Source organism: Collinsella aerofaciens, assembly GCF_027679495.1.
GTDB classification, from domain to species: Bacteria; Actinomycetota; Coriobacteriia; order Coriobacteriales; family Coriobacteriaceae; genus Collinsella; species Collinsella aerofaciens_AK.
In genome coordinates this window covers 1-14940 of the sequence record NZ_JAQEKC010000021.1, presented here as the reverse complement: position 1 = coordinate 14940, position 14940 = coordinate 1, and the positions used below count along the sequence as shown (strand labels likewise).

8 protein-coding genes are annotated in these 14940 nt (G+C 59.6%); 1 reads left to right on the top strand and 7 read right to left on the bottom strand.

From position 1 onward, the window contains the following. Nucleotides 1-235: 235 nt before the first annotated feature. Both PGW49_RS07965 and PGW49_RS07960 read right to left on the bottom strand, forming a co-directional pair. A complete protein-coding gene (locus tag PGW49_RS07965) occupies nucleotides 236-6820 on the bottom strand; it encodes a leucine-rich repeat protein (RefSeq protein WP_270226190.1) in 6585 nt (2194 codons plus the stop codon). A 426-nt stretch (nucleotides 6821-7246) separates the two neighbouring features. Next, nucleotides 7247-9238, bottom strand: coding sequence for an LPXTG cell wall anchor domain-containing protein (locus PGW49_RS07960; protein WP_270226189.1), 1992 nt, complete (start codon nucleotides 9236-9238; stop codon nucleotides 7247-7249). 226 nt (nucleotides 9239-9464) lie between these two features. Here PGW49_RS07960 and PGW49_RS07955 point away from each other — a divergent pair, with 226 nt between their 5' ends. After that, a complete protein-coding gene (locus tag PGW49_RS07955) occupies nucleotides 9465-10868 on the top strand; it encodes a helix-turn-helix transcriptional regulator (RefSeq protein ID WP_270226188.1) in 1404 nt (467 codons plus the stop codon). Nucleotides 10869-10920: 52 nt separating this feature from the next. On the opposite strand, the gene PGW49_RS07950 is transcribed toward PGW49_RS07955, so the two are convergent. The 5 genes from PGW49_RS07950 to PGW49_RS07930 all read right to left on the bottom strand — a co-directional run bounded on the left by PGW49_RS07950 (nucleotide 10921) and on the right by PGW49_RS07930 (nucleotide 14744). Beyond that, a complete protein-coding gene (locus PGW49_RS07950) occupies nucleotides 10921-11544 on the bottom strand; it encodes a cytidylate kinase-like family protein (protein WP_055251542.1) in 624 nt (207 codons plus the stop codon). A gap of 170 nt (nucleotides 11545-11714) precedes the next feature. Continuing rightward, nucleotides 11715-12353: an amino acid ABC transporter permease gene (locus PGW49_RS07945; protein ID WP_055285379.1), complete on the bottom strand. Its 639-nt coding sequence runs from the start codon at nucleotides 12351-12353 to the stop codon at nucleotides 11715-11717. A gap of 3 nt (nucleotides 12354-12356) precedes the next feature. Continuing rightward, a complete protein-coding gene (locus tag PGW49_RS07940) occupies nucleotides 12357-13103 on the bottom strand; it encodes an amino acid ABC transporter permease (RefSeq protein WP_035136546.1) in 747 nt (248 codons plus the stop codon). Between the two features lie 25 nt (nucleotides 13104-13128). Further along, a complete protein-coding gene (locus PGW49_RS07935; protein ID WP_082435536.1) occupies nucleotides 13129-14004 on the bottom strand; it encodes a transporter substrate-binding domain-containing protein in 876 nt (291 codons plus the stop codon). 8 nt (nucleotides 14005-14012) lie between these two features. Next, nucleotides 14013-14744 carry an amino acid ABC transporter ATP-binding protein gene (locus PGW49_RS07930; protein ID WP_055251548.1) on the bottom strand — a complete coding sequence of 244 codons (732 nt, stop codon included), beginning with the start codon at nucleotides 14742-14744 and terminating at the stop codon, nucleotides 14013-14015. Nucleotides 14745-14940 lie beyond the last annotated feature (196 nt).

The following is a 14940-nucleotide window of genomic DNA, read 5'->3' as shown; positions in this document are numbered from 1 at the left end:
AAAGGGAACATGCGCCTTTGTGGTGGTCGGGGACTTGACCGGCGAACCAATTCCGACGTTTGTCTCAATCTGTAACAGTTAGAGACCAAATTCCTCGCTACGTGTTACAGATCGAGACGTTAGGTTGGCGGCTAAACAGTTCATCTCAATCTGTAACATCTAGAGCCGTTTTGGGCAGTTTGGTGTTACAGATTGAGATTTTGCTAAAGCCGAGGACGGACGCCGCCACCAAAACCTAGCGCTTGCGACGCTTGGCCGCGGCGATGCCGGCAGCGGCGACGGTTGCGCCGGCGATGCCCAGGGCCGCGACCGTCATCGCGGTGGCGTCACCCGTGCCGGCAAGCTCCGTGCCACCGGACTTCTTGCCGTTCTCGCCCTTACCCCTGGACTTGTGCGTCGTCACCGTGGTCGTCGTCGAAGCCGAGCCGCCCGCAGGTACCCCGGTGCCGCTAGAGCCATCCGCACCGCCGCCCTGCTCGCCGTCGCCAGGCGTCGGGTCCGGCTCGGGCGTCGGCTCAGGCGCCGGCTCATCGGTCACCGTAATCGTAATGTTCAGACGCTCGGAATACTCGCTGTACGACATGCCAGGGCGCTGTGCCGCAATGCGCACATACATGTTGCTATCGAGCGCAATAGGCTCGGTGTACTTTACGCGGCCTTCGTCACGGCAGGGGCAGGTGTCGTTGGTGGTGTACCAAATCGTCGTGCCATCCTCGGCAGAAAGCTCCAGCTTCGTGCCCTTGGGCACCGTAATGTAGTTCTCCTTGGGCGACCATGCACCAAACGTCGTCGCACCAATCGTCGCCACCGGTCGCGCCGGTCGCACTGCCTCGGCAGACACGCGAACGTCGACCTGCTTGGACAGCGCCGTGCCGTCCACCGCCGCCGTCAACGTCGTCAAACCGGGCAGAGCACCATGCAGCACAAACGTCGCCGCGCCGTCCTCGCCCGTCACGGCCTGGTTGGCATCGACAGAGCAGATAGCCGAGGACTCCAGCCCAACACTAACCTTGGCGCCCGCAAACGGCTTGCCCGCCTTATCGGTCACGTGCGCCACCAGCTCAAAGTCACTGCCCTCAAGCATGGTCACGGCCTGCTCCACGTTGAGCTTGAGTTTGTCGGCACGAACGCCCACGACAAGCTCGCCGCTTGCCCAGCGCGCCATGGCCGTGCCGGCGTAGTTGCGAGCACCGTCGAGCTCAAACGACACCGTCGAGCCCACCTCACACGCATCGGCATAGCGAATACGCAGCACGCGCGACAGCGGCTTGCCATTGGGATCGTCCTGCTTATCGAGCCACGTATACGTCACGTCGCCCAAGCCCTGCGCGCACAATGCGGCCAGGGTATCGTCACTCGCATCCATATACTGCGCAAACTCAACCTCGACGCAATCGGTATAGGCATGGGCCGAAGCCACCTCGGGCGCCGCCGTCGACGCCAAGCCAATGTTCACCTCAGTCTGAATCGGCGGCACGCGCAGCCAGGCCGAACGCGCCTCCTCATACCCGTCCTTGGTCACGCGCACCTGATACCAGCCGGTCGGCGTATTCCAGTTGTACGCACCGTCCGCACCCGTTGCAAGCGGATTGTCCTGCTCATACTCCTCGGCATCCCAACGCACTGCATTGGTACCGGCCGCATCGTCGGCGCTCCACAGCTCAACCGTCGCGCCTTCAACCGTATTGGACAGCAGGCCCTCGTACACCACGCCCGCAGGGTCGGGTGCAGCCTTGGCAGCCACATTGCGATAACGCGCCTCGAAGATCGACTGCATCTTCTCGTCCGAGATCAAGCCGTCCTTGTTGGCCTTGTAGACCTCGGTATCAGTCAGCTCGCCCCAGTTGACCGTAATACGATTCTGGCACGCGCGCTCCACCTGCTCGCAGGCAACATCGTAGGCGCATTCGGCATTGGTCAGCTTAATCGCGCGCTCCGAACCTACGCTGGTCGAAGCCGCGTCATAGGCAGCGCCCACCACGGTACCCGCCGAACCGGCCGTCAGCACGCCGGCGATTGTCATAATGGAGCCCACCGCCACATCGGTGCTGTCGTGGCAGAGCTGGCGATGCAGCAGATCCTCAAACGCACGCGCCTTCTCCATGGCGTCGCGCAGCGCGTAAATGCACTTCCAGTCGTCCTCGGTCTTCTCGGGCTTGGCAAGCAGGCGCGTATGCTGAAGCTCATAGCCCTCGCGCTCGCCCTTCACCTTCTGCATACGGACGTTCACGTTCTCCCAGTTCTTGCTGGCATCGTTCACGCCGTAAATGCCGGTAAAGATGCCGATGCCCTGGGTCGCCGCGGGAAACGCCTGGCCGGCCGCCTTCCACGCATCGGTCTTAAAGACCTGTCCGAACATCTCGCACTCGATCTTATAGCTCTTGAGCGAACGAATCGTGCGGATGAGCTTCATATGGGCGCTCACGTCGCCGTTACGCTTCCAAGCCATAAGCCAGCCGCGAATCGTAGAGTTATTGAGGCTATGGACCACATTCCAGTTATCGTACAGATTGTCCAGAATGTCACACTGCATGGCGATCGAGTTAAACAGAAGCGCCTGGTTCTTGTTGTTATTGGAGTTCTCGATAAACTCCGACTCGATATAGGCCGTCTGCTCGCCATCGGGCGCGGCGACCTTAAAGCCCTTGACGGTATCGTCGTCAGCCGCCTTGTAGCTCAGTGAGCTGCCGAGCGCCTGGCCCAAATCGTTAAACCCGCTCGTCGACTGGCCGTTGTACTCGCTGGCCTTAATGCCCGCACACTTGTTGAGCGCCGCAGCGGTTGCGTCATTCCAGCTTCCATATTGGTTGAGCTGGCCGATACCCATCGACTGGCCCACCAGATCCTCGGCCTGCTGGGCAATAAACTCCGCTCGCGATGCATGGTCGACGAGCTCCTTGATGGCGGCCGCATCCGCAGCGTTCGCGCCCTGGGCCGCCGCGAGTTCCTGATACCAATCCTCGCTGGTGCCGTAAGCATCCTCAAAGATCATCTTGTCCACATTGACGCCATAGCTGTCGCCCTGCTGGGTCAGCAGCGCCGACGACCCGCCGACCGCGGCCTTGAGCTCAGCCGCAAACTGCGCGGCCTCGTCGTTGCCAGTACCATCACCCTCGCCGTCGCTGGCGGCAGGGGCGCGACGAGCCTTACGGGCAGCTCCACCTTGGGCTTCGTCCTCTTTACCGTCCTTGTCCTCCTCGGCAAACGCATCGGCGACCATCTGGTCAATCGCGTCGTTAAAGGCCTCGTCGACATCATTAAACGAGTTATCCATCATATACTCGTGCCACTGCTGCACGGCATTCGAGAACTCCCGCTGGCGCTCCTCGGCCGCGGCGGAATGCTTTTTGGCCGAAGCGTTGGCGTCAAAACTCAGCATGGTCATAAGCTGAGCATTGGAGATGCGGTAGGTCTGCGGCATAAAGATTTGCTCAAAGTTGCCGCAGTTCACATAGGTCGAGTCATTCGCCTTGTTAAACTCATTAAGCAGCTTAAGGTAACCCTCGTCCACATACTCCGCCGCATAGCGCACGCGGGTGCCCTCGCGCGACTTTTGAGTCAGAGGAATCGTCACCGTCTTGCCATCCACGCAGTCCACGTACAGGTCGAGCGTATCGGCGGCCTCTTCGTTTCCCACCTCGAGCGTAATATCGAACGTCCAGTAGGCGTTCTTCTTTTGCGGCAGATGGTGGAAGGTCCACAGGCTCTTACCCGTGTCCTTGCCGTCCTTGACCAGGTTTTGCGTACCGCCACGATACGTCACATCAAAGTTCCAGACCGAAGCACCCGGAACATAGCGCACATAGTTGCGAGCCGTCACCTCTGCGGCAGCGGCGGCGACATCGGTCGAGCCCACGCGCGCTTCGAGCGTCACACGCTCGGCGGCAAGCGTATCCTGCGGCAGTTCGTATTCAATCTTGGCACGGCCGAGTTTATTGGTCTTGCCGGTGTACTTTGCAGCCGACGAGCCCGTCCCCACGGTGAGCTGCACGCTCTTGCCCGGCGCTGCATACACGTAGGCCACATTGCCCAGCAGGCTGTGAACGTCGGTGTTGTCGACCTCGATGCGCGATCCGCTAACCTCGAGTGTGGTGCTTCCCAGCGGCAATGTCACCTCGCCCAGCGTAATAAGCGGCGAGACGGCATAGATGCCCGCGGCCTTAGGCTTAAAGCGCACAAACACATCGGCGCCCGCACTCTTCTTCATATCGAGAACGAGGTTGTCGCCCTCCCAAGTTGTGGCAGCCCACATGGCATCGGAGCTGGCGCCGGCTTCGCGAGCGCCTGCGGACACATCCTCGACGGCATCCTTGGCCAGAGGAATCTCAATCTTGGCAGCCTGGCTGTCCTTGAGCTCGTAATGAATGCGCAGCTCGGTCTCCGCGCCAACGACCGCGGACGAATCAGCGATAACCGAGCCCGCCGTCAGCCCGCGCTCGGCACGATACGTCTCCACGTCAAACGTGGGGACGTCGAGCGTCACGTCGAGCTGTTTGCCGTCCTCAATCTTCACCTGCTTTTGCGCGATATACTTACCCACGGTCAGCCCTAGGCGGCTAAACGTGGAATAGCTCGTCGCTTGGATGTCGTAGCTCGTCTTGTTAAAGGCGACGATGGTGTACGAACCGGCCTTAAGGCGCGGCGTCTCGGCCTTCATGATAGGCGTGGTGCCATCGTCTTCGTAACCCATCAAATAGGTGACGCCGTCGGCGACTAGCTTGCCGTCGGACGTACGGAACACCAGCACGCGGTTGGCGCCCTGGTAGTCGCCCTTGGTCGTGACCGTCGCCGTGCCCCAGGGTTTCAAGTCGATATCGACCTTGCCGGCCGAAGGCTTCACCGTCGCCGTCGCCCCACCCAGCTTGAGGCTGTCTTTGGGCTCGAGCGTTATCTCCAGATCCTGGTCTGCATCGGCAATGGCCTGCGACACCACGAGCGCTGTACCCTGGATACGGAAGTCGTTTTCCTTGTCACCCTTGGCAGGCTTAAGCGTCTTGCCGCCGCTCTTCACCGTCAGATCGATGTTATCGAGACTATCGAGCTCAATGCGTTCGGTCTTATCCTGGCCCACAATCGGTTCAAGAAAGCCCACGTTGAGCTCAATCGCGCGCGAAGCCGGAATCTTGGTAAAGTCCTCCGCCTTAATGTCTCCGATATTCCATGTGCCCGTCATCTGGTCGCCCGGGCGCGCCAGCACCATGTCATAGTAACCGCTGAGCGAAATGCGCAGGGTGGCTGCCGTCTTGGAGAGGGCGTCCGCTGTAAAGCTGCCGTCATCGCCAACCGCCAGCGGCGTGGACTGCCCCGCCTGCACGAGCACGGCCGCCGCGCCCTGGGGAAGTTTGCCCGTGATCTGGGCCGCCTCGCCCATCCACTCAAACGTGTAGGCAGGCTTCGAGGAATCGACGGAGTCCTTGCGATCGGCCACGGCATCGGCAAGCTTTTTGACCATCGAGGGGTTGCCAGCCGAATCGGTCGCATAGGCATAGATGGTCTGGCCTTCACTAAAGGGAATCGCATACGTTACGCCATCGATTGTCACGCGCTCATTATAGTCGCCCGGATAGCCCGCCTCACCAAGCTGAAGATCGGGGTTCATCACGCGCAGGGCAACGGCATTATGGTTCGTCTCGTTTCCGTATCTCGTGTTCTCAAAAGCTCCCCACTCTATCATTTCCACGCTTTTGGGTAGCACAATCTCTTTGCCGGCAATCGCAGGATCAAGAGAGGCGAACGCGAGCGCCCCGATAGATTTGACACCATCGCCGATCGTCACCGACGACACATGCGAGCACCCATCAAAGGCATAGTGCCCGATCCGCTCCACCGTGCCCGGCACATTGATCTGCGTAAAGGTGAGCACTGTTGTGTCCGAGACATAGAACTGTGGCACGCCGCAATAGGCGAATGCAAGATAGTCGATAGTTTTGACCGAAGGCGGCAGCGTTGCCACCACCTTGTCGTCAAGTTGTTCACATTCCTTAAAGGCCTGCTCGGGAATCGTGGTAAAGGCCGCGTTGTTGGGCCAGGTTACCGTTTGGAGCGTCTTGCTTTTGTAGAATGCATAGCTCTTGAGCTCCTCGACCGAATCGGGCAGTGCGATCTCTTTGATGCTGCTGCCGCCCAAGCCTCCAACCGAGCGGACATGCGAATTAGGGGCGAAGGTGATCGATGTGAGCGCAGCGCTTCCCATACCCGTAAGGCTTACGACATTTTTGTCGTCGATGGTCGAGGGCACCTCCAACGTGGTAATGCCCGCGTCGCCATACTCGATAGAAATTTCGTTGGTGAGGCTATCAATCGAGAAGTAGTACTGCGCGGGAGTCTGCTCGCCGGCCACGTAGCCATCATCGTATTCGCCTTTTACGCCCGTGGCGCCCTTCGAGGTTGCCCAGAGTTCAAGTTCCTCGTTCCAGGTTGCCTCGGCACCGGAAGCCTCCTCTTGCTTCTGCTGCTCGGCGAGTTCCTTGCCCTCGACAAGATCGGTGGCGAGCGTACCCGCAGGTGTGCTCTCGGTCTGCCCGGCGCCCGTCAGGCCTGCCGCCAATGCAATCTCGGAGTCCGGGGGCGTAAGGACGTCATCGGCGGCGGGCACTGTGGGGTCGGCAACGCCGGCATCGGGCGCGGCGTCGGCGGCATCGGGCGCGGGGTCGGCGGCATCGGCATCGTCTACTTGTTCGACATCCGTCTGCACAAAGGTGCTATCGGTGGTGAGGGTCTCGGCAAACGCGCCCGCGGGCAACGAACCCGTCACCATGGTGAGGGTCACCGCGGCAACGGTCAGGCGGCGGCAAAGCGCTCGAACAGTGGTCCACCTCATGGTCGTTCCTTTCCTGAAACCAAAAGTCATCCAGCGTATCGTCGTCCAAAAACAAAGCGAACGGTAGGTTCATATATACGAACCTACCGTTCTACCTGCGCAAACCGCCACAAAGGGGACAGGCACCTTTGTGGCGGTTTGGGGTCTGGTCGGCGAACCGATTCCGATGTTTGTCTCGATCTGTAACAGTTAGGCCCTGTTGAGCCTTGTAGTTGTTACAGATCGAGATATTGCTCCAGCCGCCCCCGCTTTGTCTCAATCTGTAACAGTTAGAGACCAAATTCCCCGCTACGTGTTACAGATCGAGACGTTAGGTTGGCGGCCATTCGGTTCATCTCAATCTGTAACATCTAGAGCCGTTTTGACTGGCTTGGTGTTACAGATTGAGATTTTGCTAAAGCCGAGGATGGGCGCCGCCGCCAAAACCTAACGCTTGCGGCGCTTGGTTGCGGCGATGCCGGCAGCGGCAACGGTTGCGCCAGCGATACCTAGGGCGGTGACCGTCATTACGGTGGTATCTCCCGTGGTAGCCAGGACAGCATCGCCCTTCTTGGTCGGCGCGGCTTTCTCAACCGTCTTGGTCGTGGCGGTTGTCGTGGCCGGCTTAGCCGCGGGTTTGGTCTCGGGTTTCGTCTCAGGCTTGGTTTCGGGCTTGACCTCGGGCTGCGGCGTCGGATTGGGATCCGGCGTAGGCTGCGGATCGGGAGTCGGCGTGGCTTCAGGCGTAAAGGTCAAATCGGTGTTGAGCCACAGAGTGAAGATACAGCCGCTCTCGGGATCAACTACACTCGCTTCGCCCATCTGGTAGCCGCCCTCCTGGCCGTTGATCACCAGCTTGGTGTTGGGCGTAAAGTAGAATCCGCGCGCGGGCTTGAGGTAGATACCGTAGCGATAGGTCACGCCAGGCTTAAAGGCGTCGATGTGGTTCGTGATGTTCTGATCCCAGAACTCCTGAGAGTTCACTTCGCTGCCGTCGCTACCCGTCCAGTACTCACACTGAGGAAGGAAGTTGGAGCCCGTCGGAACATTCGCCGTAAAGACCGGCTTATCGCCTGCCTTGAAGGTGGTCGTGGCGCCGTTGATCTCGATAACGTCGATGGCCCGCCATTCGTCGATCGGCTGCTCGCACAGCATATTGTCAGCGTTTGGCGCGAAGACGCCGTTGACGGTCTTGATGTGGTGCGTCCAATGGCCGTTGACGTACATCATGCAGTCATTGCCCACGGTATTGTCGCCCTTGAGCCTCAGCTCGACGGAATACATGTAGAACTTGCCCTCTTCGAAGTGTTCGATCCTCCTCGCGCCCGTCGGATACTTGGCGGGGTCGGAATACCAGAAGGCAACGGGCGTGAGCTCCGCGGGGTCGCTGCCATCCATCTCCTCCCAGCACTCGTAGGCGATCTCGTACTTGTCGGCGTCAGCAGCGGGAATCGTCGCGGTCGCGCGGGGCGCCTCGCCGGGCGCGTAGTTGGTCTTCACGTCGTTGACGTTCAGGTTATGGAGGGCTTCGTTTTCTGACGCAACGAGCGTAATTTCGCTATTGATGGCGTAGCGGAGGTAATAATCGTACCTGGTTTCGTTGAGGATAGTCGAGCTGCCTTCATAGTCAGTTCCGGTATACTCCAGTGCCGAGCCAATATAGAGAGCCTCATTGCGCGTGAGTCGATACGAGCCGCCTGCCGCGCCACCCGTAAAGGTCAGCGTCAGCCTCATGTGATTGCCAACGGGTTCGAAGCGAGCCGTCACGTCGGACATGGACGCATCCTGAACTTCGACCAGAGTGCCCGAAGCGGCATCGGCCCTGTAGTACTTAACCTCGACAACTTCGCTCGCAAGCGCTTCTGGAATGCCACCCTCAACATCGGGAAAATCATGGGTATACGACTGGCCCTTTTCGAGCGTGATGTTGTCCGAAAGCTCGCAGTTCGTATAATGATCGACCACGGTCGTATTGACCCTAACGCCGCCCCCGCCTGTCACATCGGTCACGCCACAGGGCATGATGGCGTTGCTCGCCGGCATGGCGGCGTTGTCGTCGCCAGAAGCGTTTTGCCCAGCGAGCGCAGCACCGCTAGGCTCATTGGCGGCATCGGCTGGGATTGTCTGCTGAGGCTCAACGGTGGCTTGCGCCGCCGGAGCAGCATCGGTTGCAGGCGCGGTCGAAGCAGCTGGCGCGGTCGTTGCAGCCGTATCCTCCGCAACCGTCGGCGTCACCGGAGCCGCGGCAACCTCATCCGTCCCAGCGGCGGGATCGGCGCATTCCGTCGCCAGCGCCACGCTCGGCAGCAGCAACTGACCGACCATAAGCGCACACGCGCCGGCGCAAGCTATTTTGGCACCCACACAACGCCAGGTACCGTGAACCAGCGAGCAGGTGGACTCACGTTGAGCTTGCTTGTCAAAGTGGCTTACGTTCATAACGGCCTCCTTGGTCGTAGGGACATACCACCACAAAGGTGCCTGTCCCCTTTGTGGTGGTCCTGTACCACCAAGATGTGCCAAATGACTCCATATGCCTAGGTTCGTAGATGTGAACCTAGGCCTCTACCTGCGGTTTAATTCAATATGATTTCGCCATCGCCACACTCGTCCCGGGAACGCTACAATCGAGGACACGATTATTCGTCCACCCAAAGGACCGTCCTTGAACCTGAGCAGGCCTAAAATCAACGCGCTTCTGGCACTCGCGCTCTTCACCTTCGCCTTCCTTGCCGCCGAGTTTCGTTTCGACGTCAACGTCGGGCTGCTCGCCGGTGCCGAACGCGTTGTAATCGCACAGGGCTTTATTCTGGGTGCGAGCGTGCTCGGCTTTATCGGATATGCACCACTGCTCGGTCTCGCCCAACGCAAAGGCCAGCCCCAGGCAGTTGTCAGCGCCGCCGTTCCCATCGCCATCCTGGGATTGACCCAGATCCAGTCCCCCACGGGTTCGCTTGCCCTCGAGATTCTGGGCTGCCTCGCATTCCTCGGACTCGGCCTGCTGGGCGCCGCTGCGCACCACGCCTTTTCACTGGCGTTTCAAGACGATCCCAAGCTCGCCACCGGTGCGGGAGCAGCCTATGCCGCGGGCATCCTGATGCAGTTCGCCGTCAACCTGCTCAATTGCGGCGGTATCGCAGAGCTCATCGTCCTTGGCGCAGCGACTATCGCCATATCCGCCCTCAGCGTCGTTCCCCAAAAAGCTGCCGAGAGCTCCAGCCCCGCCATCAATCCCTTTGCTGAGTCCTCTCATGCCCTCGCCAAGCAGGCATGCTGGAGCATCGCGCTCGTCATGATTCTTGCCTGTCTGTTCTCCACCCTCGACAACGTGGTCACACTCTCCAACGCCCATGGCACCATTGCCGTGCAGACTTGGCCGCGCCTCTTTTTGGCGGCAAGCGGCCTTGCCGCCGGTCTTATCTTTGACCTTGCCGAGCGCCGCTACATGGGACTTGTCATGCTCGGCATCGCCGTGCTCTCGACCATTTCCATCCTGGCCGTGGAGGCCGGCGCCGATCCCAACCTAGGCCTTGTCGTCTTTTACCTGAGCTCGGGCTTTTTCGTCACGTTCTTTACCGCCACCTTTACACAGCTGGCACCGCACATGCATGCGCCCGCCCTTTGGGCTGGCATGGGCCGCGCCGCCAACAATGTATGCGCTTTCACCACATCGGGCATCTCGCTTGCTCTCGTGACCTCGGATAACGTTGCCCTCATTATGATCGGTGCGCTCGTTTTGCTCGTCGCCGCCTGCGCGGCGTTTGTAGCCGCGGGCCTGTTCCGCCTGCCCCAAACCGAGCGGGAGCGCGAGCGCGAGCAGCTGGCAGAAGAAGCACTCGCCGCCCCCACCATCGAGGAGCAACGCCAGGCCTTCATCGCCAACCACGCTCTCACCCCGCGCGAAGTCGACGTGCTCATAGCCGTGACCCAGGATGAACGCCCGCTCAAGCAGGTTGCCGAGGAACTCGGTATCTCGATGCGCATGGTACAGCGCCACCTGAGCTCCATCTACCAAAAGACCGACACGCAGACGCACGCCGGTCTCACCAAGGCCTTCCCCTCGGCCTAAAACAAAAACCACCGCAAAGGTGCTTGTCCCCTTTGTGGTGGTTATTGATCGGCTAGCCTTCGAGCTGCGCTACCTTGTAGCGGTAGGCAGCGGCGATGACATCTTTGCAGCCCTCGCGGCCCAGCTTGGCGCGGTTGACGACGATGTCCTTGCCACTCGTCATCTTCCACTTTCCGGCGCTGTAGCGCTTATAGAACGCCTCGCGCGCCTTCTGCTGCTGCTTGACCAGCTTGGCGCCCTTCTTTTTGTTAAGGCCGCGCTTCTTGCGCACGATCTCGACGCGGTCCTCAAAGGGTGCGGTCACCAACACGGCAATGTGGTTGGGATTGTTACGCAGCAGGTAATCGGACAGACGGCCTTCGATAATGCAGCTCTCGGTCTCGCCCAGATCCAAAATCACCTGGCTCATCTTTTGGAACAACTTGTCCGAGTACGAACGTGCATCGTAGCGGTCGGGCAGAAACGCCATATTCTCCACGGCCAGGCGCTCGTCGTAGGCAGCCATCTTGTCGAGCGACTCGCCCGCGCGCAGCGACGCGCGCACCAGCAGCTCGTTATCGTACAGCGGAATCCCCAACTCGTCGGCAAGCATGCGACCAATCTCGTGGCCCTCGGCGCCAAAGTCGCGCGCGATGGTAATGACCACAGGATTCTTCTTATTCTCCAGATCGCTCATCGCGATTCCTTTCTAACAAATGAGAAATAGGCAATCCCTGATTCCCATTTTGTCCCCACCTTCGTCCTGGTTTCCCAAGTGCGGCAGATTGCCCCGAAAGAGGAGCGCCGCGTACTAAATGTACGCAAGCGACGATTGAGGGGCAAGGTGCCGTGCTTGGGGAAGCAGGACTATGCGGCTACGATACGGCGTTGATATGCCCTCACCAGCAGCGAGATACCAAAGTTGAGCACAAAGTACATCGCAAACACCAGGCCGTAGAGCATAAGCACCTGCGACAGGTCGATCGCGTGGGCCATCACGACGTTTGCCGTGTACATGAGCTCGGCCACGTTAATACCCGAAAGATACGAGCTGTCCTTAATGACGGTCGTGCACTGGCTAAACAGCGCCGGAATGATCGTCTTAAACGTCTGCGGCAAAATGATGTAGCGCATGGTGGCAAAGAAGCCGAAGCCCTGGCTCTGCGCCGCCTCAAACTGGCCGCGCGGAATCGAGTTGAGGCCGCCGCGCACAATCTCGGCCATAACAGCGCTGGTAAACAGCGTAAAGGCGATGGTCGAAATCACAATGTCCAAACCCTGCACCGTAAAGTAGATAAACAGGATCCACAGCAGGTTCGGTGTGCAACGGAACAGCTCAATATAGGCGCTCACCAAAATACGGAACGGGCGTGGCGCATAGCTTTTAACAAGCGCCAGCACCGTGCCAAAGATGAGCGAGAAAAAGATCGACAGCGCCGAGATCTCGATCGTCTTAACAAAGCCGCCCCAAATGTAGAGCAGGTTGGTCGCGTTGAAGATTTCCATGCGCTAGGCCTCCTCTACGTTGTCGAGCCCCAGCTCGGCCAGGCTCACGCCGCGCGGACGCTCCTTGGAGCGGCGCTCGAGCCACTGCACCAGCATGGCGAGCGGAAAGCAGATGATGAAGTACATAAGGCAGCAGACGATGTATCCCTGCAGGTAACCGTACAGACTCACAAAGTTGTCGGAACGGTACATAAGGTCGCCACCGGCGACAAGCGCCAGCACCGACGTGTTCTTGACCAGGTTGAGCGCCTGGTTACACAGCGGCGGCAAAATGATCTTGAACGTCTGGGGCAGCACGATGTACCAGTACGCCTGCGCACGGGTGAAGCCCTGGCTCTGGGCCGCTTCCATCTGACCGCGCGGAACCGCCTCGATACCAGTGCGGATGACCTCCGAAATGTAGGCCGCGTGATACAGGCCCACGCCCAAGAAGCCCAGCACGAATGGCGCGATGCGCACCGGCTGGTCGGCACCGGTTATGGCCTGCAAAAACTGCGGACCGGCCATGTACATAAAGAGCACCTGCACGGGCAACGGGGTGTTCTGGTAAAACTCCACGTACACGCGACTTATGGCGCGCAGCACGCGCGAACGAGTGGTAGAGAACACGCCCAGCAGCGTGCCCAGCACCAGCGACAGCAGCAGACCGGCAACGACCACCTGCAGCGTCACGCCAAAGCCCTCCCAGAAGGGCCCCATGTTTTGAAATGTCGTCGACCAACGGTCGGCGTCAAATAATCCTTCGAGCATTTGATTCCTTCCTTGGACGATGCGCCTATACAAGACCCCAGGTCTTGACCTCTTGGTCGAGCCAGCCGTCGGCCAGGCGATCGCAAATCACCTGATCGACCACGGCCGAAAGGTCGCAGCCCTTCTTGGTCGCCACGCCGTAGCCCTGCTCGCCAAACTTGACCTCGGGCTGCAGCAGCTCAACGGTCTCGTTCATGTAACCGGCCAGCGTGGAGCGGTCCATGGCAAAGACGTCGATATTGCCGGCGTCGAGCGAACTCTTGATGATGGGGTAGCCGCTAAAGGCCCTAAACTCGGGCTTGCAGCTAAAGCCGTTGTCCTTGATCATCTGCTCGATCAGGCCCTGCGTGGTGGCACCCTGGCTTACGCCAATGACCTTGCCGTCCAGGTCCTCAATCGAGGTAAAACCCGAGCGCTTCTTGACCATGAGTCCCACGTAGTCGGTGCGGTACGGCGTCGAGAAATCCCAGCTCTTCTTGCGCTCGTCGGTGATGGTGTAGGTCGCCGCGACCACGTCGAGTTGGCCGTTATCGATCAGCGGACCGCGCGTCTTGGGCGTTACGTCGGTAAACTCGACAAGTTCCTGGGCACGGGCCTCCTTGTAGCTCACGCCAAAGACGGCAGCGGCGATCTGGTAGCACAAATCGACTTCCATGCCCTCAAAGCGACCCTTGGCAGTGTCGTAATATCCATAGCCGGGAACGTCCTTCTTAACGCCGGCATTCAGATGGCCACGCGACTTGATAGCCGCAAGCTTAGACCCCTTGTCGGAGCCCTCGCCGCTGGTGGAGTTGCCGCAACCGGTAAGCGCGGTCCCCGTCAGCGCAAGCATGCCGGCGCCAGCCAGCTGCAAAAAATGACGGCGCGACACGGCCGCCCTCGTCATATCCGTCATGTCCATCACCGCGCCTAGTGCAGAATCTTGGACAGGAACTCGCGGCAGCGCGGGTTCTCGGGGTTATCAAAGAAGTGCTCGGGCGTGCCCTCCTCCAGGATGCGGCCGTCCTCCATAAAGATGACGCGGTCGGCCACCTGGCGTGCAAAGCCCATCTCGTGCGTCACGCAGATCATAGTGATGTCCTCCTGCGCAAGCTCAATCATAACGTCCAGAACCTCCTGGACCATCTCGGGGTCGAGCGCCGAGGTCGGCTCGTCAAACAGGATGATGGGCTGCTTGGTGCACAGGGCACGGGCGATGGCGATGCGCTGCTGCTGACCACCCGAGAGATTCTGCGGATACTCGCCGGCCTTATGCGCCATGCCGACGCGCTTGAGCGCGGCGATGGCGATCTCGGTCGCCTCCTCTTTGCTCTTCTTTTGCAGCTTGATGGGCGCGAGCGTCAGGTTGCCCAGCACCGTCATGTTGGGATACAGGTTGAACTGCTGAAACACCATGGAGCTATACTTGCGAGCCATCTCCAGGTGATTCTTTTTGGTGAGCGGCGTACCGTCGATGATGACCTCGCCCGACGTGGGCTCCTCCAGATAATCGACGCAACGGATGAGCGTCGACTTACCCGAACCGGAAGGCCCGATCATTACGAGCTTCTCGCCGCGCTTGACGGTGAGATTGATATCTTTGAGCACATGCAGGTCGCCAAAGTACTTGTTGAGATGCTTGATCTCGATCATGTCTGCCATGAATGTCCCTTCCCTGCGTTTACACGAGTTGAACTATTGTACGGAAAGAACCGCGTTTCCGCAGCCCACACTACATTCCCGTAAAGAACCCGCAACCTTTAACCCACTCATTGGGGACAGACTTAAATGAGTATCCGGATCGCGTCGAAAATGTTGGTGTAAGGGTGACGCCCTAGCGTCCGTTTAACGAAAAACG